Annotated in this window: 14 protein-coding genes; 5 read left to right on the forward strand and 9 right to left on the reverse strand. The window is 54.9% G+C overall.

Features of this window, described 5'->3' with window-relative positions:
* Positions 1 to 5 precede the first annotated feature (5 nt).
* Both LA756_RS03180 and LA756_RS03185 read right to left on the reverse strand, forming a co-directional pair.
* On the reverse strand, positions 6 to 212 hold the full coding sequence (locus tag LA756_RS03180) for a hypothetical protein (RefSeq protein WP_224438440.1): 207 nt from the start codon (positions 210 to 212) through the stop codon (positions 6 to 8).
* Between the two features lie 257 nt (positions 213 to 469).
* The gene (locus LA756_RS03185; RefSeq protein WP_224438441.1) at positions 470 to 4,087 is read right to left on the reverse strand and encodes a caspase family protein; all 3,618 of its coding nucleotides are present in this window, start codon (positions 4,085 to 4,087) and stop codon (positions 470 to 472) included.
* 46 nt (positions 4,088 to 4,133) lie between these two features.
* Between LA756_RS03185 and LA756_RS03190 the strand changes: the two genes are divergently transcribed.
* Positions 4,134 to 6,284, forward strand: coding sequence for a vWA domain-containing protein (locus tag LA756_RS03190; RefSeq protein WP_224438442.1), 2,151 nt, complete (start codon positions 4,134 to 4,136; stop codon positions 6,282 to 6,284).
* Here the strand turns inward: LA756_RS03190 and LA756_RS03195 are convergent.
* On the reverse strand, positions 6,281 to 8,806 hold the full coding sequence (locus LA756_RS03195; RefSeq protein WP_224438443.1) for a WD40 repeat domain-containing serine/threonine protein kinase: 2,526 nt from the start codon (positions 8,804 to 8,806) through the stop codon (positions 6,281 to 6,283). The two genes, LA756_RS03190 and LA756_RS03195, sit on opposite strands and share 4 nt — an antisense overlap.
* 378 nt (positions 8,807 to 9,184) lie before the next feature.
* Positions 9,185 to 9,661 carry a DNA starvation/stationary phase protection protein Dps gene (gene dps, locus LA756_RS03200; protein ID WP_224438444.1) on the reverse strand — a complete coding sequence of 159 codons (477 nt, stop codon included), beginning with the start codon at positions 9,659 to 9,661 and terminating at the stop codon, positions 9,185 to 9,187.
* A 432-nt stretch (positions 9,662 to 10,093) separates the two neighbouring features.
* On the opposite strand from dps, the gene LA756_RS03205 reads away from it, so the two are divergent.
* Positions 10,094 to 11,539, forward strand: coding sequence for a sigma-54 dependent transcriptional regulator (locus tag LA756_RS03205; protein WP_224438445.1), 1,446 nt, complete (start codon positions 10,094 to 10,096; stop codon positions 11,537 to 11,539).
* Here the strand turns inward: LA756_RS03205 and LA756_RS03210 are convergent.
* The 4 genes from LA756_RS03210 to LA756_RS03225 all read right to left on the reverse strand — a co-directional run bounded on the left by LA756_RS03210 (position 11,536) and on the right by LA756_RS03225 (position 16,234).
* The gene (locus LA756_RS03210; protein WP_224438446.1) at positions 11,536 to 12,048 is read right to left on the reverse strand and encodes a hypothetical protein; all 513 of its coding nucleotides are present in this window, start codon (positions 12,046 to 12,048) and stop codon (positions 11,536 to 11,538) included. The two genes, LA756_RS03205 and LA756_RS03210, sit on opposite strands and share 4 nt — an antisense overlap.
* 161 nt (positions 12,049 to 12,209) lie before the next feature.
* Positions 12,210 to 12,380 carry a DUF1328 domain-containing protein gene (locus tag LA756_RS03215; RefSeq protein ID WP_224438447.1) on the reverse strand — a complete coding sequence of 57 codons (171 nt, stop codon included), beginning with the start codon at positions 12,378 to 12,380 and terminating at the stop codon, positions 12,210 to 12,212.
* Between the two features lie 257 nt (positions 12,381 to 12,637).
* Positions 12,638 to 15,904: a response regulator gene (locus LA756_RS03220; RefSeq protein WP_224438448.1), complete on the reverse strand. Its 3,267-nt coding sequence runs from the start codon at positions 15,902 to 15,904 to the stop codon at positions 12,638 to 12,640.
* Between the two features lie 174 nt (positions 15,905 to 16,078).
* Positions 16,079 to 16,234, reverse strand: a complete 156-nt coding sequence (locus tag LA756_RS03225; protein ID WP_224438449.1) for a DUF3309 family protein — start codon at positions 16,232 to 16,234, stop codon at positions 16,079 to 16,081.
* A 380-nt stretch (positions 16,235 to 16,614) separates the two neighbouring features.
* Between LA756_RS03225 and LA756_RS03230 the strand changes: the two genes are divergently transcribed.
* The 3 genes from LA756_RS03230 (at position 16,615) to LA756_RS03240 (ending at position 17,948) form a co-directional block, all read left to right on the forward strand.
* Complete coding sequence (locus LA756_RS03230; RefSeq protein ID WP_224438450.1) at positions 16,615 to 16,959, forward strand: hypothetical protein; 345 nt, start codon at positions 16,615 to 16,617, stop codon at positions 16,957 to 16,959.
* Between the two features lie 269 nt (positions 16,960 to 17,228).
* Positions 17,229 to 17,699: a PA2169 family four-helix-bundle protein gene (locus LA756_RS03235; RefSeq protein ID WP_224438451.1), complete on the forward strand. Its 471-nt coding sequence runs from the start codon at positions 17,229 to 17,231 to the stop codon at positions 17,697 to 17,699.
* A 60-nt stretch (positions 17,700 to 17,759) separates the two neighbouring features.
* Positions 17,760 to 17,948, forward strand: a complete 189-nt coding sequence (locus tag LA756_RS03240) for a YqaE/Pmp3 family membrane protein (protein WP_224438452.1) — start codon at positions 17,760 to 17,762, stop codon at positions 17,946 to 17,948.
* A gap of 71 nt (positions 17,949 to 18,019) precedes the next feature.
* On the opposite strand, the gene LA756_RS03245 is transcribed toward LA756_RS03240, so the two are convergent.
* Positions 18,020 to 20,086 (reverse strand): prenyltransferase/squalene oxidase repeat-containing protein, encoded by a 2,067-nt coding sequence (locus LA756_RS03245; RefSeq protein WP_224438453.1) that lies wholly within the window; start codon positions 20,084 to 20,086, stop codon positions 18,020 to 18,022.
* Positions 20,087 to 20,342: the final 256 nt, after the last annotated feature.

Consider the following 20,342-nt stretch of genomic DNA (forward strand, 5'->3'; position numbering starts at 1 on the left):
TCGCTTTAAATCCGCGGTCCGCCACGCTGGGCAGGTCGCTTCAGCTTACGGCTAAGCCATGGCGGCGGAGTCGGCACATGGCTTTTGCCGGGATGCCGCTGTGGCTGCGAGATGGCAGCGGAAAACGGTCGCTGGCCAAGCATCGAGCACTCGGCAGGCTCAAGAATGCGGTCCATCCAATCCTGAAGTCCGGTCTTCCAATTACACGGCATGGCGTCTCCCTTGTAGGGTTTCGGTGAAGTGCCAAACGAGTCCAAAAGCGACAATAAGTCAACAATACGTGAGTAATATCTGTTGCAGACTGTACGCATTGTTCATATAAGCTTGCGTACAATAAGACAGAGAAAATTGTATTCTTGAAGACCCAAGCGTGAGGCGATGGGTTCGCGCCGATAAAGATGGGATATCGTCCCTTGGCTGTCCTCTTCGACAGCGAGCAGGTTTCCGATGCTGGGAAACGTCTCACCAATTAATTCGTCTCGCTGCTTGACAACTGGACATCGACCAAGGGAAACAATTCGCGAGGGAAGATCGTCGGGTGCTGCGACTGACCGACCGCGGCGGCATCTTGAGGTACCGTTATTTGAACGTATTGTGCCATTTCGTTCAAACTTATTTTTCCATCCTGATTGCCAGCGAATGCCGCTTGGTCGGCTTGGCCGGAAAGTCCTTCGACCAGTCGAGCCGTGAATCGACCGAGCCGTTTCTCTTTCGACTCGAACGCTTCTTCATCTCCTTCGCTGGCGGTGATCGTCAAAATCACATCCTCTTCCATTGCACGCAGCATCGTCTTTAAATCGTCCTGACGAAGTGGTTGGATCGCTCCACTGTGGCACGTATCCAAAATAGCGATCTTGCGGCACGGCAGTCCGGCAAAGAATTGCTGAAACGCATCAGACGAGATGCAGCGTTCGTAACGACGACCGGCTACGTCATGGAAGCGACTGTCGCTGGTGAGAAAAAAGTATCGCTCCGATTCAACGTCACGGACGCCATGCCCGGAGAGGAAAAACAAGACAACGTCTTGCGGGCGAGCCGTCTCGTGCAGCTGTTGAAAGAGCGTGTCGGCGGCCACGTTCCAAAGTGGCTGCGTGACGTTCTCGTTGGTAAGAACAATCGTCTCGACGGCGGACGTGTTCGCATGCTGCTCGATGGCCGCGGTGAAAGCCTTGGCGTTTTCCGCGGCGAAGTCAAGCTGCGGAATCTGCTGGTCGGCATATTCGGAGATGCCTGCCGCGATGACGAAGATCCGCGGCGGGGCGGTTCGCCCTGTGATCTCTTGCGAAAGAGTCAACGACTGTTTCGCCGTGATGCCATCGGTAGTCGCTGCGGCAACTTGAAGATTCACGCGACGATCTGGCGGCAGCGTCATCCGCCAGCGAAGCTTATGCTGGTGACCGCTTGCCGTCGCATGGGTAACCGTGTCGTCAAGCAGTTCGACGGCAGGAATGCCGTTGGCGAAAACCTTCGATGAAAGCAGCTGCGAACCGATCGGAACATGCACAGTCGCTTCGACAATCACGTCGCGGTCGGTCAGGATCGTGTCGCTTGTCGGTGAGTCGATGGTGATCTGTGGGCGAAGCGATGCCAGGCCTTCCAGGCGATTGTGCAAGTTGAACGGTACTTCCGCTTTGGCGACCTTCATCGCGGCGGACAGGCTACCGGCGTCCAGCAATCGCTCCATCACGCGTGGCTTCTCCAACTGCTGCTGAAGCTCGGCGGCCAGGAAAAAGTCTGGTGCCTGATCGATGCCTTGGTTGATTTGCCAGCCAAACATCTTGTGCCCATTGAACGACGCATCGTAGTAGCCATACGGTGTCCAAAACGCCCATTCCCGATCCGTCGTCGTTACCAGCGATGCAAGCGGCTGCCAGGCCGGATGCAGAAAGAAAGGCTTCTGGGCGGCACCATTGCGAACTATCTGAAAACGGAGCATCGTCTGGCCATCGGTCGAATCTAACGTGGCGATCATGTTAGCAGGAGCTTCAATCGATTGCTCCTGCTTGGGTGGCTGGTCGGCATCGGCATCTTCGGCTGCATCGTTGCGTTTGACCACAGCGGCGATCACGTCACCATCTCGAACGCCGCGATAATAAAGCGGGCCGTCGGGAACGACATCACGCACCATCACACGTCCCTCGACGATCTCGAAGTTCGCCCCCCAGCGGTTCTGCGAAGGCGAAGCGATCGGGTTTTCGGTCAGCTTCCAAATATTGACCAGGCCGTCGTCGCTTCCGGTAACCAAATATCGATCGTCGACCGAAACGCCAACACTGCGAATTGCCGATGAATGCCCACGAAACTCGCGCACGACACGAACGTTCTGCGGGTTCGTGATATCGAGCAGGTAGGCATGGTTTCGACCGAGTGTACCTACGACAACATGAGTCGGGGCTTGGTTTTTCTCACCGATCGCCAGCCAGCAAACTGACGTGATGCGCGATGTACCAAGTATGGACGCTGGAATCTGGCAGTAGGTATCGTCGTTCTGAACGATCTCGTAAACCAAACGTGTCCCACGATCGACCGCTTTTTGCGTCAGCTTCCAGGTGCCTTGCCAAGGGTTGGAAGGGACCATCGGCGGTGGCGGTTGCACTTCCGTATAGCGACGCTGGGCCGTTTCAAACTGAATTGCTTTGGGGGGCTCTTCGCCGCCGGCAGGAGGTTCGATCACAATGCGATAGTTGGGGTCGAGCGTAAAGCCAACTTTCGCGGGCGCAACAATCGGTGTGGCTAACCGGGCAGGTCGATCGAAGTTATCCCAGGGATAGACAATTACGGAGTTGTCCTGGGTGACTGCCAAAAACTTTCCATCGCCGCGGAAGGCACAATCGGTGGCGACTGCCGCAAGAGGGATCGACGGCATTGCTGTGGGAAGTTGTCCGGCCGGCCAATCCCAAAGACGTAATTCGAATGGACCACGCGGCGACTTCGCGACGATCGCGGCAACGCGGTTGCCACTTGATGGCATTGCTACGCTCCGGACATTCGCCCCGGTCGCGATCGATTGCGAGGCGTTCGCATTTTGCCGATCGGCCAAGACCAGCACGCCGGAGTCGCTGATGTCGGCGGCCGCAACACGCATTCCGTTATCGCTACTGGCCATCGCTCCGATCCCGCCGGGGAATTGATGAGGAATCGCGGCGAGTAATTCGGCGGTCTCACCGCCAGCTTTCCACGTTCCGATCCGCCAATAGGGGATGCCTTGTTCCATGCGCACTGGGATGGGGAACAGGAGCGTATCGGATCGGTTCGAGGCGATCTGCGTTCCTCGCAGCAGCCAGGGACGAAGTAGGGCGGGATCGGCTTTCAGGGTGGCATTCAAGTTCGAGCCACGCACGAATCCCCACTTGCCGGTCTCGGGATCCGCCGACCAATAAAGAATGTTTCCTTCCGAATCGAGCGAGTAGAGCCCGTCTGGCATCGCGGCCAGGTCAAGGATTTGCGAACGAGGGCCACGATCGACATCGAACAGTGTTCGCTCGTAGGCCATGCGCGCTTCGTCGGCGAGAACAATTTCTCCGGTCAGCGCCGAGGCCCCAATGCCTGCAAACGCGAATTTGTTGTCGAGTGGAGCGAGAGCGTGGATATCGCCACGGGTCGCGCGCTGCACTTGCCAACGGACAGGCGTTTCGTAGATCCAACGCTGGATACCGCCGGGCTGCGAGGGAGCGGCGATCCAACTGTGTACCATTTTGTCGCTTCCAGCGGCGAGCAGTCTCGAGCCATCGCGTGAGAAACAGACCGTCTGAACAGGGGCAGTAGGACCTCCGAGGTTTAAACGCAGCCAGGGGGGATCTTCCGGCAGGGCGACCTCTTGCACCACCTGAACGTTGGGAACGACGTTCTCGGCAGGCAAATTCTGGGCGTCGCTGGGGGAGAGCGGATCGTCCGATGGCACCGGTTGTAACGGCAATCCTGGCACCATCGATTCGGGCGGCAGCGCGTCGTGAGAAAACTGCGGCGGCTGATCTTGGCCAGGCAAAAACCTTTCGGCGGGCAAGATTTCTTGAGCAACCAACAGCGCTATGGGAGCGATAACCACCAATAGAACCGAGAAACTTGCTCGTAGGAGTCGTATCATCATGCACTTTCGGAAAAGCCGTTCCCAGGGCAACGTGAGGCAGTTTACAATGATCAGCGAATTTTTGGCCAGCGAAATTTCGCTTGATCGACCACAGGAGGATCGCAACGTGCGTCACAACGAGTGGGCTGGATGCCTTAGATTAACGATCGTTTCGCTGCTGAGTTGCGTACTAATTGGAAGCACTCTGGGTGGTTCCTCTCTTTTCGCGCAGTCGCCCAGCACGCCAGGAGCAGCGGCCCTAGACTCGATTTTCAATGTTCGCACGGCGCCTGATGCGAAAAGCATGGGTATCTTTCAGGGGAGCTTTCTCGACGCGATACGCCCAGAGACTCCGGCGATCCAGATTGCGTTTCTGATTGATACGACCGAAAGCATGGCCCAGGAGCTGCCAGGAATTCGGGAAAAAATTCCTCAGGTCGTTGCCGACTTGCAGCGAGCCAGCGGCACGAAGGTGGAAGTGGCGGTGATTTCGTTCGCCGATAGTGGACAGTCGCAAAAGCCGCTGAAAGGATTGTCGGCCGGGTTTGCCAGCGATGAAGCGGCGGTTCAGAAGATGATTGATTCGCTGCAGCCGCAATCGGGCAGGCCCTATTTTCCGGAAGCGGTTGACTTGGCGGTCTTCAAGACCATTCAAGAGTTGCCGTGGTCGGACGAAGCGAAAGCGACACGCTGGCTGATGCTGATGACCGACGCGCCTCCCTACGATGCTTCGTTCGACGAGCCGAAGACGCAGTCTCGTCGCTGGTACGAGACCGACGCCCTGGTGAACTTGGCCAATCAGCGCGGCATTAACATTCATGGCCTGTTGTGTGAAAGCCGGGCCGAAGAGCTCGACGCGTTCACCGCAACGGTCGATAAAACGCGGAACTTCATGGGACAGTTGACCTCGCGCACTGGCGGTTTGATGCTCGATCTTTCGTTCGCACAGATCAAAGAGAAAGTGGCCAGCGCGGCGAAACGCCCCCGAGCCGATTTCGCGTTTGTGGGGGCGATTACGGATGAAGATATTGCCGCGGTTCGCCAGCAAGCGGAGCAAGAGTTTGGCGCGATGAAGTCGGTACGAGTGGCCGTGTTGCCGCATGTGCCGTGGAATGCGATGACGTTTTATCACCAAGACCCAGGCGTGCGATTCGCAACGCAGCTGCGTTATTCCTTGAGCCGCTTGCCGGGAGTGAAGACGATTTCGAGCCGGCAGATCGAGTCGGAGTTTCTACGACTGAAGGCAGGCCCTGTCGACAAATCGCAGTGGCCACAAGCGCTTTGTTTACGGCTGCAGGCTGACGTGCTGATTGTGGGAGACCTGCGATCCAACCGAGATATGATCGACGTGCAGTCTCAGATTTACACAGCCAATTCCGCCAAGCCGGTCGCGGCGATCTCCGCCAGCGGAACGGACGAGACGCTGATGGCTTCGTACCTGAAAGCGATCCCAGGCGTACGGACAACTTCGGCACCGATGACACTGTTGGCCAAAGCGGTCAGCAGCGAACAAGCGAGTGATCTCCGCGAGTTCTGGCCTGGCGTGCTGGGACAGATGAGTTCTCAGCAGCAAGGGGACTTGTTGTCGGCGATTGACTTGATTGAGAAGTCGGTCGATATCTCGGCCGAAGCGGTCGTTCGCGTGAAAAATTTGAAAACGGCGATCGGTTTGCTCGAGCCGATGGCTCAGTCGCCGGATGCCAATGCGTTCACGTTTGCTCTGTTGGCCAGCGCGAATTTCAATTTAGCGAAAACGAAAGAAGAGCAGGGGAGTGCCGCGGAAGGGAAGGCCGACATGCAGTCGGCACTTGCCTATCTGAATAAGGCGTTCGACGGTCGCCGGCAACTGAACGATCGATTGCTGCAAGCAGAGATTGAAGCAGACCATTTACTGCTGGTCCGAAAAGACTTCCCTGCGGCTGTGCGGCGTTACGAAGCGATCACGCAGTTCAGCGAAGTATCGCTGTTGAAGATGGCCCTGCGAGCCCACTGGATGTTGGCCGGGATTGAATGTGGCGATTGGGGAGCGAGCCAGTCCGACACCTTCGAGCCAGATCCTCAGGTGGCCCGAAAGCACTTGATCGAGATCTTGGCGTTCTGGCCAGATTCGGAAGAGGCTCGGATCATCCAGAAGTACATGCGTTGGGATTCGACTGATGGCAAAACCGGAACGCCGTACTTCCCGAAAGAAGGCGAATTGCTGCTGACGGCGAATTAGCTTTCGTCAGCGGTCGACTGAGCCGCGAGCAGCAGCTGTACGAGATTCCACCAAGTGGTCGTGCCATCTTCGGCCAATGTCATGACAGCTGATCCGTCAGCGGCGACGCGGACAAACTTGATCCGCTCGCCAGGCGTTGGACGCAGAGCGAGTGGAATGATCTCGGTTTCAGTGAGGTCGAGCGCGAACAACGCTCCGTCAGAGTCGGCATAAACGACCCAGCGCCCATCGCTGATGATGTCGAAGTCTTCGACCAGGCCGCGAATGTCCGGCGGGCGGATCGTGGTGAGTTCGCCAGAAGCGATATTAAGTACGGAAAGTGGCTGAGCTTCGCCGAGGGTGCTGAACACCAGATGCTTGCCATCTTCGGTCAGGCGGCTGGTAAACAGATCGGCCCGCAAGTCGGCAACTGTGTTGACTTCCGCAGAAGCAAGCGTGATATCAAGCAGCTTCGTCACGGTGAATGCCAGCAGTCGATCGTCCGAAACGGGATGCAGTGCGAGGACTTCTTCATCGATCTCGCCGAGCTGGAACTTTTCGGCAGTATTGTCCGACATTGCATCGACCGGCCAGCGGTAGATGTCGCCTGATTGACCGATCGCGAAGGCATGCTTGCCGCTGGGATCGAACGCAACCGCATCGACCCTGGTTGCGAACGGGGCTTCGGCGATCTTCTCTAGCGGCTTAGCAGTTTGATTGGGACCTAACAGAGCGACCTTCTGGTGATCTAACCCAACGAAAAGTTGTTTTTGGTCGGGCGAAAGTGTGGTGTCGGTGATTTGACGATAGGGCGTTTCGGTCTCTTGCCCCAGTTCGATTTTGTAAGAAGGCTTGCCAGCTGCGACCGAATGAACATCGACGAGGCTGTCTTCGATGAATAGGATCGTCTTGTTCCCTGCCAACAGCTGCAACTGATGCGGCGGCGCAGCGATATAAAATCCGATCATCTCCTGGGTTTCGGTCGTCACTGGCAAGACTTTCAGTTGCCCCGACCCATCACTGACAATGGCGGTCGCAACATGGGTTTGCTCGCGCGAGTGCGACGGCACAGCAGGGGTTCCGTTCAGTTCGACCGATACCGATTCAGGCTGATCCTGAAGTGCGGGATAGATCTTCGCCGCATCGGCAAACGTCCGCTCCGCTTCTTCCCAATTACCACTGCCGGCGAGTGTCGTGATTTTGCTTAGAAGAGTTTCCTGAGGAATTGGTTGAAGTGTGACTTGCCAGTCGTTTCGCGTTAGCTGCTCGACGGTGAACTCTTGTTCGAGCGGTTGGTAAAGGGAGTCTTCGGCCCTGGCTGTGATACGCACACGATCGGTCGGCAGAAGATTTATGTTCGCTGCTGATTCGCCGGTCGAGGTGATATCGTCGCGCGGCTCTTCCGGAACAATAGCGATGTCGTAAATCGTTTCTTCCGGCGTGAACAGAATGGTATGCGACGTTAATTGCTCAGCCGGACCGGCGTTGGAAGATCCGTTAAAACCACCACCGAAAATGCCCCACAGCAGCGCACCGATAAGGGCAACCATAGCGACAGCGCCACCAATCATCGCGGGAAGGGGAACCGCGGAAGTTACAGGTGCAGCTTGTTCTGTCGGAGGCGAAAACGCTTTGATGAACTCGACACAACTGGCATATCGCTGCTTCGGGTCGGTTGAAGTTGCCCTGGCGAGCACGGCTCGCTCATGTTCGGTTACTAAGGGAAACTGAAGCTTCCCACGAACGTGGATTTCGACCAGTTCCGCAAACGAAACGGTCGGCTCGAATGGTAGCGCTGCAGTGCGTAACTGGTAGTATGTAATCGCGAGGGCATACTGATCAGAGCTGTGCGACGGCATCCGCTTGATCGATTCAGGCGACATATAGCAGAGGCTGCCCACCACGCTGGTCGCTTCGGTGTCGTATTCACCAAAGGCCGCGGCCACGCCAAAGTCGCCCACTAAAACGGAGTCGCCGGCGAAGAGCAAATTGGCTGGCTTGATATCGCGGTGCTGAATGCCGACGCGGTCTCCATCGACCAGGTGAACGGGAGAGTTCAGGAAGTCGATGCCTCGCGCGGCTTGAAGCATATAGTCTTGCAGCTCTTCGCGAGGAATACCGCCATCCTCCTGCATTTTGAGCCGTTCTTCGAGGCTGCCGTCAGCCAATGTCATGCTCACGACCAGGTACTGAGGGTTCTGCAGTGTCTGGGTTTGATCGAGTGCCAATGTTTGCGAGATCGGAGCTTGGTCTTTAGTTTGATTGCGGATCAGCAAGTCGATTTCGTGATCGTCCAGCACACCGCCATCTTGGCCGAGCAGCCACATCGCGTTCACGCTGCATAGATTCGCGTGCTTGATACGTTTTACGGCTTGTATCGATTTTAACTCGCGAATCCCAGTCTTCTGCTGCAGGGCAATGAACTTCAACGCGACAAGCGTTCCACCAGGGCCATCCGCGGCCCAGACTTCGCCAAATTGCCCACGACCCAGAAATCGTTCGAGCCGATATCCGGGGATCGGCTTGTCTCCCTGATTAAACATTCCCAGATTCCTGGCTGTTCTAACGAAGATGTACGTTGGTTAGTGCCGGCTTCGGACGGAGTGGAAAAGTACCGCAGCGCCTACGGTGTTGGCGTGCTTCGTTTCGCGATCACATGCCTTAGAGTGCGCGAGCATGGCACTGGATGCGGTAGGTCCGAGCAAACCAACAAGTAGTTCTAGCATAGGTTGAAGTTTCGACCTAACCGACAGCACGTGGCAAGTCCATTTGCGGAGAAAATAGCGATTTGTACGCTTAGAGGCGCTTCCCGCGACGGTACGAAGTAGAAAGCTTTCGCCGCAGGCAAGAAAAAAGCACGCCGACGCGTGCGAGGGAGAACGGGGACGTCGGCGTGCTCGAGGCTTTGGAGGGTGATTGGATTACAGTTCCTGGGCCTGAACCATCCAAAGGTGCTTTTCAAGTTCGCTGGAAACAGCGATCACCATGTCCTGACTAATGAGGTCCAAGTCATCGAGTGCATCGATTGATTCGCGAAGGACGCCAATGGTGGTTTGCAAGGCATCCGCTACGGCTTGAACCGTATCGTCGACGTTGACAAACCCAGTCGCGTATTCGGCCAGGGGAGTCTCTTTGGCGACAGTGCATGAGCGACCATCGGGCGAGAAGCCGATCATCACGATACGTTCCGCAAAGTCGTCGGTCCCTTCCCGGGTCGTGACGAGGATTTCATCGAGCTGGAGATGGACGGCGCGGAAGTTCTTACCCACGACGTTCCAGTGCGCTTGTTTCAGGACAAGCGAAAGATCGATCAGCGCGATCAGGTTTTTCTGCAGTTGTGCGGCGGTTGGTTTGGCTTTGTCCTCAGGCAGGACGTGACGTTTGAATTCCATCGTCATGAAAGTTTCTCCTGGTTGTTGGGGCCGGGAACGGTAGACGTTCAGGGGGTGGTACCTGACGCTGGGTAACAAACAGGAGAAAATTGCGTGCCAACAACAGCTGAAATAGCTGATGCTCGTGGATTTCCGCAGATAAGTACGATATGATCAGCAATCAATAAGAAATAGGACTTACCATCGAATAAACCGACTTCGGCATTCTTCTAAGAATGCGTTGACTAAATGGTTTCGGGACGTGGCCCAAACGGGGATGGGCTGATCGTTGGCCGGCCGCAATGGCAGGTTATCGACCCTTCCCGTCAGGAAGATTATCCGGAGAGTTCTGTCTAAGTATTTAAAGAGTCAAGATTTGATGATTGTGGTATGAGTTGGCCATTTCAGATCATAGAGCTTTAATTTACAATTAGGCAAAGCCCAGGCCAGGAGCCCTTTATGCCCAAATTGCTAGTTATTGATGACGATCGGACCGTCCACCGCCTTGTTGAAAAGACGTTCGAAGAGGCTGGTGTCTCTGTGCTTTCCAGCGGCACGGCCGAAGACGGTCTGGAACTGATTCGACAGGAATCTCCCGATGTCCTTTTATTGGACATCATGCTGCACGAAGCGAACGGGTTGGAACTAGCCACCCAGATTCGGCACCTCGATCCGAAGCTGCCGATTATCTTTATTACCGCCATGAACGACAGCGATACGGCGATTCAAGCCATGTCGCGTGGCGCTTACGACTATTTGCTCAAGCCGCTGAACAAGCAAGACGTTCAAGACCTGGTCGATCGAGCGTTGGAAACGCGGCGCTTGATGCAGTCGCCGGTTCATATGCAGGAAGCGGCACCCTCGGCTGAAAAGGGGGATTTACTGGTCGGTCGCAGTCCTTTGATGGTGGACGTTTACAAGAAGATCGGCCGCGTCGCCCCGCAAGATGTTGCGGTGTTGATTTTGGGTGAAAGTGGTACCGGGAAAGAACTGATCGCCCGGGCCATCTATCATCATAGCGCACGTCGTAACGAATGCTTCATGGCCATCAACTGTGCGGCGTTGTCCGACACGTTGCTGGAAAGTGAACTGTTCGGCCACGAAAAAGGGGCGTTTACAGGCGCCGACCGCCGGCATATCGGTAAGTTCGAGCAGTGCAACGGCGGGACGATCTTCCTGGACGAAATCGGGGATATGTCTCCCTCGACGCAAAGTAAAGTGCTGCGTCTGCTGCAGGAACAGAAGTTTGAACGCGTCGGCGGGACCGAAACAATCGAGACGGACGTCCGAATTATCTCGGCGACCAACCGCGATTTAGAGCAGATGATCGAAGATGGCGAGTTCCGGCTGGATCTTTACCATCGTCTGAATACGTTCCAAATCAATTTGCCACCGCTGCGGGAACGTGGTGAAGACGTGCGTCTGCTGCTCGAGCATTTCTTGTCGCGGTTCAACAAGTCGCTCAAGAAAGAAGTTTCCGGTATCTCGGACGATGCGGTCAACTTGCTGCTAAGTTACTCTTGGCCTGGCAATATCCGCGAACTACAGGCGGTACTGCGAAAGGCGATGCTGATGGCGGTCGGTCCGGTACTTGTGCCGGAGTTCTTCCCCAGCGAACTGCATGAAGATGGTGATGCAGCGTCGCCTATCGCGGAAGTGGCAGAATCTAGCGGAGGAGCCGATTTCCAACGGTTCCTGAAAAGTCTTGAGGCGTCTGATTCGTCCGATATGTACGCCGAGTCGCTGGAATGGATGGAGCGGTTATTGCTGACGCGCGTCCTGACAGTTACCGAAGGAAACCAGTCGAAAGCGGCAGAGCGATTGGGAATTACCCGCGGTAGCCTGCGTAATAAGATTCGATCGCTCAACATCTCGATCGATCATGTGATCAATTCAGACGACTAGGCACTGCCATAGCGGCTTGATGTGTGCGATGTGGCATGCCCTTGTTGCCCTGGGCAACCTTCGCGGAAGCGTCCGAGGTTTTCGCGAACTTCCAGCAAGTGATCTAGTTGCTTCGACAATCGCCGGCGCCATTTGAGGTCGGTGATTTGATCGATGAGAGCGCGAAACCGCCGGATCATACGATCTTCTGTCTGAATGATTTCGCACAGAATAACCTGTGAACGTGAGAAGTCTCCAAACTTACGGAGACGTGCGCCGAGCGAGCGGATTTGATTTAAGAAAGGTGAGGTCGAGGGCATCGGTTGGTCGACGTGACTGCCGGCCATGTGACGGATGCTTGCTTCAACATCGCCATGCTCTCCGGCAATGCGGTAAAGTTTTTGAGCGACTTGAGGGTCGGAGACTTTTCCGGCCGAGTCGACGAGTACCATCTGAAATTCTCGAAGGCCTTCAATGACCTCGGCGATCATCTGTTGCGGGTCTTGTTGATTAGGGGAGTAAGCGTCCATGATATTCGCTGCGCCTTTTCGAGTGACCGCGACCGCCTTCGAGAAGTATCGCGTGGTTTAGTTCGTCAGACTCCTATCGGCTGAAGCCTTAGAGTGTGTGGTTGGTGTTGAAAAAAGAACAGGAGGGCCAGCAATGCCAACCCTCCCGCCGGTTACGAGCGTTAGGCTGCTGGGCGACGGATGAAACCCGACAGCAGGCTAATGAGGAACAAGACCAGGAAGACAAAGAACAAGATCTTTGCGATACCTGTGGCCGCACCAGCGACACCACCAAAACCAAGGGCAGCAGCAATCAGTGCGATAACGAGAAACATAATAGCCCAACTCAACATGGCTCTTTTCCTTTATGTGAACTTGAAAATCGTTTCAACTTGAAAGCCGCTTCATCTCGCTGATGCTGTCGGCCTTGTTGAGAAAGTAGAATTGCAGATGCCGTGCCAATTCTCAGGTAGGGAAAGAAAAGCTGCGGGAAAGTGCCTAAAATGCTGCTGAAACCCGCCTAGAACGCATATTTTCGCATTTGCCTGGTCGAGAAAAGTCCAGTGCTGGCACGAATTGGTTTCGAGAAAACCAAGTAGCCTAGGTCCGACTACGGACGGTAGTTCTGCAATGCGGAATCGAGACGCTCCATCTCGCTGCGGAGCAGTTCCAGACCTTCGGCCGCTTTGTTGAGCTCGCCAGACTTGCCGAGCCGTTCGAGGCTGTATGAGGCGTTGACGACGCGCTGAGCGCCCAGATTCGAAGCGAGGCCCTTCAAATTGTGCGCGGCCCGATGGAGATCGCCGGTTTCCTTTTTCTGAATGGCCGTTTCGATCTCTTGAAAGAGCTGCTTCGAGTCTTCGTCGTAGTAGGTGATGAACTCTTGGAACAGTTCGGCGTCGTCTCCCAATCGCTTCATGGCACCGGCATAGTCGACAATGGGTGTCGACTTTTCACCGAACGATTCTTCCTCTTTGCGTTCGTGGCCGTTGTTGGAAGGGGTTGAATAGTCTTCTGCCACACTCTCCACCAATCCTAGAAGTTGTTTCACGTCGAGTGGTTTCGCGACGTAAGCGTCCATGCCCGCTTCAAGACATTTCTCGCGATCACCCCGCATCGCATGAGCGGTCATCGCGATAATCGGCGTGGTCGAATCAGTCCCTCGTTCCAACGCTCGAATTACGCTGGTGGCTTGAAAGCCATCGAGGATCGGCATTTGGACATCCATTAAGACGACATCGAATTGCTGCTTCTTGAACAACTCGACTGCTTCGCGACCGTTCTGTGCGACGGTCACGCTGTGACCACGCTTCTTGAGCATGGTGGTCACTACTTTTTGATTTGCCGGGGTGTCTTCGGCCAGCAAGACCGACAGCGATGCGAGCGGCTGCCCCATGTTCGCCGTCGGTGGTGGAGCCGCTTGGGGCGTGCTCAGCCGGAGCGCTCGCAAGATCGAGCGGATCAAGTCGGTTTGCGTTACCGGTTTTTGCACGAACGCTGCGATCTCGGAGGAGGCTTCGCTTTCGCGGAATTCTTTTCGATCCGCGGAGGAAACCATCAGAATCACCGGCGATTCCGCATCAGGCTTTAGCTTGCGGACTTCCTTGGTCAGCTCGTAGCCATCCATACCAGGCATTAACGCGTCGACGATGACCAACGGGAAGGACATGTTGTTTTCAAGGTTTTGCCGAAGAATACCGATCGCTTGCTGAGCGTCGTTGGCCGTCAGAGGCTTCATCCCCCAGGTGGTCAGTGTTTCCGCGATGATCTTTCGGTTCGTCGCGTTGTCGTCCACCACCAAGACCGGCAGATCACGAAGCTTGTCGAACGGCAACGAATCGATCGTGTCCATGTTCTGGCTGACCGGCAGATCAAACGACAAGCGGAACGAGAAATTGCTTCCTTGCCCCACTTCACTCTTCAGCGCTAGTCGACCACCCATCATTCGCAGCAGTTCGGAAGAAATCGCCAAACCAAGCCCGGTACCGCCGTGAACGCGCGTCGAGGAGGAATCGACTTGCGTGAAGGGCTCGAGGATTCGTTGCTGCTCTTCGGCGGGAATCCCAATTCCCGTATCGCGAACGGAAAACCGGAAACGTGCTTCGTCAGGCCAAACGCGTACCACTTCGACGGTGACGACAACTTCACCTTGTTCGGTGAACTTAATCGCGTTGCTGATCAAGTTGGTCAGAATTTGGCGCAGTCGTATCCCGTCGCCAATCACTTCGCGCGGAAGATCTCGGGGGATTCGACAGACAAGTTCCAGTCCCTTGGCAAACGCCTGGCTGGAAAGTGTTTTGAGGGCTTCTTCAACGACATCAGCTAGATTGAAATGCTCTTTGACGACGGAGAACTTGCCCGATTCAAGCTTGGAGAAATCGAGAATGTCGTTCAGCAGCGTTAACAGCGATAGTGCTGAATCTTTAGCGGTAGTCAGGTAGTCACGAACTTGCGGGGTTAGCTCTTCGTCTAACGCCATCGACGTCATCCCAATGATGGCGTTCATCGGTGTTCGCAGTTCGTGACTGACGTTGGCAAGAAATTCGGCACGCGTGCGACTGGCACGAATCGCGGAATCGCGAGCACGCTGAAGCTCTTCTTCGGCCCGGCGGCGTTCGGTGATGTCGCGTTCGATGGTCGACGAACCAACCACTTGTCCCGAGGAATCAATCACAGGCGATAACGTGACGCTGACCGGAATTTTGCGCCCGTTCTTACGAACACGCTCTGTTTCGAATTCTTCGAGGCGACGTCCTTGTGCCATGGCTTCCAGTAGTTCCGGCTCTTCGTTCTCTTGATCTTCGGGCAGAAGGAACGTGGTCATTCGGCCGACCGCTTCTTCTTCTGAATAGCCGTAGACCAACTCAGCGCCGTAGTTCCAACTGGTAATTCGACCGTCGAGTGACTTCCCGATAATTGCGTCGTACGACGAATCGACGATTGCCGCGAGTCGAGCACGCTGCTGCTCGAAACGGCGCGATTGGGCGATTTTACCGATCTCGACCCCAACGCGGCGTACGATTTCTAACAAAGCGTTATCTTGTTCGACACGTTCCGTGTGGAAGAACTCGAGAATGGTGACGACATCGCCGTCGGCAATCACGGGAAATCCGAATGCAGTCCGAATCGGTGTTCCCTCGTAGGAACTCATCCGGATCATTTCGAGGATTTCGGATTCGTCCATCCAAACTGGTTCGCGGCGTTTCCAGATGGTGCCTGGCAGGCCTTCGCCGTAGCGGAATTGCGTCGACTGAGTTCGCTTCATGAACTCCGAGATGTCGAGGTCCTCTTCGGTATGCCAAATGTACGAAGAGGCCAACATGAGCCCTGAATCGTATGGCATCCAGACATGGCCACATGGCCAGTCGATCTGCGTGCAAATGATGTCCAACAGCTTTTGCAGCGTTTCTCGGAAGGTTTGAGCCGTCGCGGCTTGTGAAGTTGCCTGGCTGAGCAGTTCCGCTTCGAGCAACTTCTTGCTGTGGATCTCTTCTTCCTGCCGCCATTCGGTAATATCGCGAACGAAAGCGTTGAAGTAATAGCTGCCGCTGATGGAAACGCGGCTGATAGATAACTCGACGGGAATCAGGTTGCCGTCGGCCCGTCGCGCGAGAAGTTCGATGCGCTGACCGCTTGCCTCCGTATCGGTCAAGCGGCGAATGGTGGCGATGATTTCTTCAAGGTCTTCCGTCTTGAATAGGTCGGACAAGCGTAGTCGCGAAACTTGCTCTGGCCATTGGAACGTTACGTTGGCCTGGGCATTCCAGTCGACGATGTCGCCTGCTTCGTTGATTGCCACGATTGCATCAGGGGATGCATCAAGAATAGACCTCAACCGTTCGTCCCAAAGTTTTCCGGTGGGCGTATTGGAGGACATTGAGGAGTCTTGCCTATCTCGATGCGCTTGTGATGAGGTCATCACTGACCTCGCGGGACGGCACTGGGCCGCCACTGGACTATCCGTTGACGCTTGACCTTACCATGTTCGCCCTCTTTTGAAACCACGTCTTGGAGAGGAATATGTGGTGAAAGATCTTTCCGTTGATACTTGCTAGAACAACAGAATAAGCAGAAGCACGATTACCAGGATGGTCAGCACGCCACCACTAGGAGCGTAGCCCCAATTACGGCTGTGCGGCCAAGCAGGGACTGCACCAAGAAGAATCATGATCAAAACGATCAGCAGTACGATTTCGAGGAGTCCCATGGTAGATGCCCTTTATGTCAATCTTGAAAAGTTGAATCGTTCAATGTCTCTTGCAGACGAATTATCGCAATGTGCAAGTCTCGTGCCACATTTCATTTAGGGCGTCAGAACGGTCGGGAAAGTGCGCGTTTATCGCAGGGAAACAGGGGGCGATTAATATTGGGGAGTGCTTACTGATCGTCTTGGAATCAGGTTGATTCGCATTGGTTCGATACAAGCCAATTCTTAGTGTTGGTTGTCTACAGATCCGATTTATCAGACGTCTGGCACGCCGGCTGCATTGTGGTTCTTCCACGAAGCGTCGTTAGCGAGGTCTAAACAGCCTTGAAATGCTTAACGACGTTTCGCAAATTCAACCACTAACGATAAGGAAGAAAACGATGACACATCAACGTAAAAATGGTAGCGCCCTAGCCGGTATCCTCGCAACGATCGCCGTCGTGATGCTGATCTTCGCCGGACTTGGCGTAACGATGGGTTGGGTCACCTGGAGCGACTCGCCAGATAAGAGCACGATCGAGATCGATAAGACCGAAATGAAGGCCGACACTGACAAGGCCGTCGAAGCCACGGAGAAGTTTATTAAGGATTCTGCCGAGACCGTCGAGCAGGCAACGGAAGAGGCCGCTGAAGAGGTAACGCCGGACGAAGAACCTGAAACGATTACTCCAGTTCCTGAAGAACCGGAACCAACGACGACCGAAGTGGAAACGGACAAGTCGTAACATCCAATTTGGATTTGATAACAACGAACGAGCGGGGCGTCACCGATGTGGTGGCGTCCCGTTTTTCGTTTCTTGGTCGTCGATTGAACAAGTCGAGGGCGATGCGCTCGATCTATTTTCGACATGGGGTAATTGTTCGCTCATTTCTCATACCACGAGCGTTCTGGCACACCGGTTGCAACACATCTGATTACTTCTCGGACGATCCAAGAAGGCCTGTCTGCCGGCGAATAGTTGTCTATTGGCAGACTACCGCTGAGGAAAAAATCATGGCACTCGAAACCAAAACCAAGCTCACGCCTGAGTCACTTGCCAGTGTGCAAGAGCTCATCAAGATTAACGTCGACAGCCGCGACACATTCCAAGAACTCGCGGATGCGACCGGCAATTCTTCGGTTGCCATCATGTTCCGAGAACTTGCCAGCGAACGCAATCGAAACGTTGCTGAGCTGGAATCTCTGTTGAGCTTCAATCGAACAAAGCCTGACGAAAGTGGCAGTGTTTCGGCCACGTGGCATCGCATTCTGATCGGTCTTCGATCGGCATTGGGTGCCGGAACAGGTGTCATGTTAGACGAAGCGGAAAGCGTCGAAGAGAACATCGAACACAAGTACGAAGAAGTGCTGAAACGGGAACCTGGTTCGGCCGTCAGCGACATTCTTCATCGTCAATACAGCGGAGTACGGTCGGCTCACGAACGCATTCGAGCCATCCGAGACGCCCATCGCCGAGCAACTTAGTTTGGCCTGGGCAGCATCGCTTGTTTACCCTGAACTTCCCGATTGAAAAGGAATAGAACAATGACCGCGGTTACGAAAAATGAAGGTACAGCTGACATCCTGCGAATTCTTTTGGCGATCATCCTGCCGCCAGTAGGTGTGTTTTTTGAAGTGGGGCTTGGTCTTCACTTTTGGCTGAATATCTTGCTGACCCTGTTCGGTTACGTCCCAGGTATCATCCACGCTGTGTGGGTCATCCTGCGTAAGTAACGGACAACCTCGCTGAAGAGTTCACCGCTCACGAAGGTGCGAACGCGCAGCTTCGTGGGCGTTTTTATGCGCTAGCCGCCGATGAGCTGATGCTTGCTGTAGATCGGCAAGTGGCGGTAATAGACTTCGAGCATGTACGTGCAGAGGCAAGTCATGAACAACCGGCCTGCTTTCACGCCGTTTTCGTCTCGGGCAGGATCCCAGCTTCCCTTTTCTCGACCGCGTTGAACCTGATTCTCGGGAATAATCTGCCGCATCTCTTTGTTCCAGTTTCGCCAGGAGTCTCCTTCCATGTGGTGCGCAACCTGGGTGGCATAGTACCAGTAATAAACGTTCGGCTCGTTCCACTGAATCGGGTTATCGAGCAGATAATCCATGCCTTCCAACAAGCGAGGGTCGTCTTGATTCCATCCAAGGTACTGACGGCAAAGAAGACCTTCGGCGGTCATCGTGGGCGTCGCACGCTCAGCACGCGAGTCGCGGTATTGATAACGGCTTCCCGGCGCATACTTCTGACCTTCGTTAGGAGATGAAGCGACCGTTTCCAAAAAGCGATCAACGTTCGCAAGCGATTCCTCGGGAACATCCAGTGCTCCCATGCGAGCGCTTTGCAGCGCCATCAGGAACCAACCGGTGACCGATAAATCAGATTCAACGCCTGGCGTGTATCGCCAACCCCCTTCGGGCGCCTGCCAAGCGACGGCGTAATTGATTGCCGCTTGAGCTTTAGGCCGCAATTCCGCATCGCCTGTCATGGCATAAAGTTCACAAAGTGCAATGGTTGCTTGAGCCTGCGTGTAAGGGCGGTGCTGATTAGGAATCGCGCCTCCTTGCAGAAAACTGCCATCGGCGTCGAGCTGACGGAGGAGATATCGCCACCCTTTCGCAACCGTCTTGGCATGGGTACCAGCTCGATCGGTGTGCCCAGCCCCTTGGAAAGCAAGCAAAGCCATGGCGGTTGCCGAAACCTTATTCTCGATGCTGGAACCGTCGGGGTAGTTTCCTTTCAGACTCCAGGAGCCATCTTGCATTTGGTTGCGTTTAAGCCACTCCAGGGCAGCAGCAACGGCTTGCTCGGTAGTCGCATTGCCGCCGTAAGCTTTCAGCATGGCTCGACGCGTTGCTCCATCGCCACGAGCTTTCAAGTCAACTCCGGGGGACTCTTGGTCAGCTAGACGAGCCGCTTCGCTTCCCACTAGATCGACGTTCATCAACGATCGGGGCAGCGGCATCTCTTGCGTTTCAATCAAGCTTTCGAGCGAACCAGAATTGGCATCGACTTCAAACTCTTGTGAATCAAGCACTAAAATTTCATATTCCAGCTGTTCGCCCAGCTCTTCTGAGTAGGTCGCTTCAACGGTATGCGTTTCTTGTTGATAGGTTGCCACTGTAAACAGGGCAAGCAGCAAGACAATCGCAAAATGAATCACCAAGCTCACAGCCCAAGCCGGCGTTTCGTCGAAGGCAAAGCTGCGGGCCTTCTCGACGATTGACTTCTCGGCTTCTGGCTCTGCATCAACCAAAGGAGCAGCAGGCGTCTGCTTTTGGATTGCTGGAATTTCAGGATGCCATGTTTTCTTCTTGACCGGAGGCGGCACCGCATCAGGTGCGCGGCTTGGCTCACTCTTTTTCTCTAGAGAAGCTGTTTTCGGTTTCGCTTTCTTTGCAGAAGACGGAGCTTTCGACTCTTGCGGCTTCGCTTCTGCTGACGCAGGCGACTTCCGCTTAGGTGGCGCGTCGCTTGCTTCGCTTTTGGGCGTTGATTTCTTCTTGGCCGCCGTCGGTGGAACTGGCGGCTTTGCTTTCGGTTTCGATGGAACTGGTTCTCGCGTCTTCGGCTCGGAGCTGCTGCTTGGCGGAGCAGGGGCAGATGTCTTCGGATCTGACGGGGCAGGGGACAACGGCGAAAGAGGTGCCTTCCCTGATGCTTTCGAGGTCGGGGTTTTCAGAGGCTGCGCTTTGGGAGTATCCGTAGACGTCGACGGCGTAGGCACCACATTCCATGCTTCGGAATTGCTAGGCTGGCCACCAAAAGAAATCGGTGCCTTCTTCGGACCCTGCGGGCTAGAAGGCTTGTCTTCGCCTGGCTTATCACCATCGTTGGCGTTGTTCGGCGAAGTGCTCTCGTCTCCGGTCACGTATTCGTGAACTCCGTAATAAAATGCCGCAATCCCTTGCAATAATAGCGTTTAGGAGAATCTAGGTGCCGAACCTCCCAGCGCCAAAGCCATGATATCCCTTTCCTTAAAGTAAGACACCGTCAAGCCGTTTAGATTTAACGATTGTGCCAGGAATTTGGGCGAGAATGGCGGTCAAAAACGAAACGGAACCAATTTCACCCAGAAAAGCCCCGAGGGCCCCCTGGACAAAGAATGCTCTTTACCTAAAATTCAA

This window comes from Bremerella sp. TYQ1 (assembly GCF_020150455.1).
GTDB lineage: Bacteria > Planctomycetota > Planctomycetia > Pirellulales > Pirellulaceae > Bremerella > Bremerella volcania_A.

What these genes read in the sequence shown, in the direction of transcription:
- LA756_RS03180 (WP_224438440.1), bottom strand. Translation starts at nt 212, where the DNA reads ATGCCGTGTAATTGGAAGACCGGACTTCAGGATTGGATGGACCGCATT.
- LA756_RS03185 (WP_224438441.1), bottom strand. Translation starts at nt 4,087, where the DNA reads ATGATGATACGACTCCTACGAGCAAGTTTCTCGGTTCTATTGGTGGTT.
- LA756_RS03190 (WP_224438442.1), top strand. Translation starts at nt 4,134, where the DNA reads ATGATCAGCGAATTTTTGGCCAGCGAAATTTCGCTTGATCGACCACAG.
- LA756_RS03195 (WP_224438443.1), bottom strand. Translation starts at nt 8,806, where the DNA reads ATGTTTAATCAGGGAGACAAGCCGATCCCCGGATATCGGCTCGAACGA.
- dps (WP_224438444.1), bottom strand. Translation starts at nt 9,661, where the DNA reads ATGACGATGGAATTCAAACGTCACGTCCTGCCTGAGGACAAAGCCAAA.
- LA756_RS03205 (WP_224438445.1), top strand. Translation starts at nt 10,094, where the DNA reads ATGCCCAAATTGCTAGTTATTGATGACGATCGGACCGTCCACCGCCTT.
- LA756_RS03210 (WP_224438446.1), bottom strand. Translation starts at nt 12,048, where the DNA reads ATGGACGCTTACTCCCCTAATCAACAAGACCCGCAACAGATGATCGCC.
- LA756_RS03215 (WP_224438447.1), bottom strand. Translation starts at nt 12,380, where the DNA reads ATGTTGAGTTGGGCTATTATGTTTCTCGTTATCGCACTGATTGCTGCT.
- LA756_RS03220 (WP_224438448.1), bottom strand. Translation starts at nt 15,904, where the DNA reads ATGTCCTCCAATACGCCCACCGGAAAACTTTGGGACGAACGGTTGAGG.
- LA756_RS03225 (WP_224438449.1), bottom strand. Translation starts at nt 16,234, where the DNA reads ATGGGACTCCTCGAAATCGTACTGCTGATCGTTTTGATCATGATTCTT.
- LA756_RS03230 (WP_224438450.1), top strand. Translation starts at nt 16,615, where the DNA reads ATGACACATCAACGTAAAAATGGTAGCGCCCTAGCCGGTATCCTCGCA.
- LA756_RS03235 (WP_224438451.1), top strand. Translation starts at nt 17,229, where the DNA reads ATGGCACTCGAAACCAAAACCAAGCTCACGCCTGAGTCACTTGCCAGT.
- LA756_RS03240 (WP_224438452.1), top strand. Translation starts at nt 17,760, where the DNA reads ATGACCGCGGTTACGAAAAATGAAGGTACAGCTGACATCCTGCGAATT.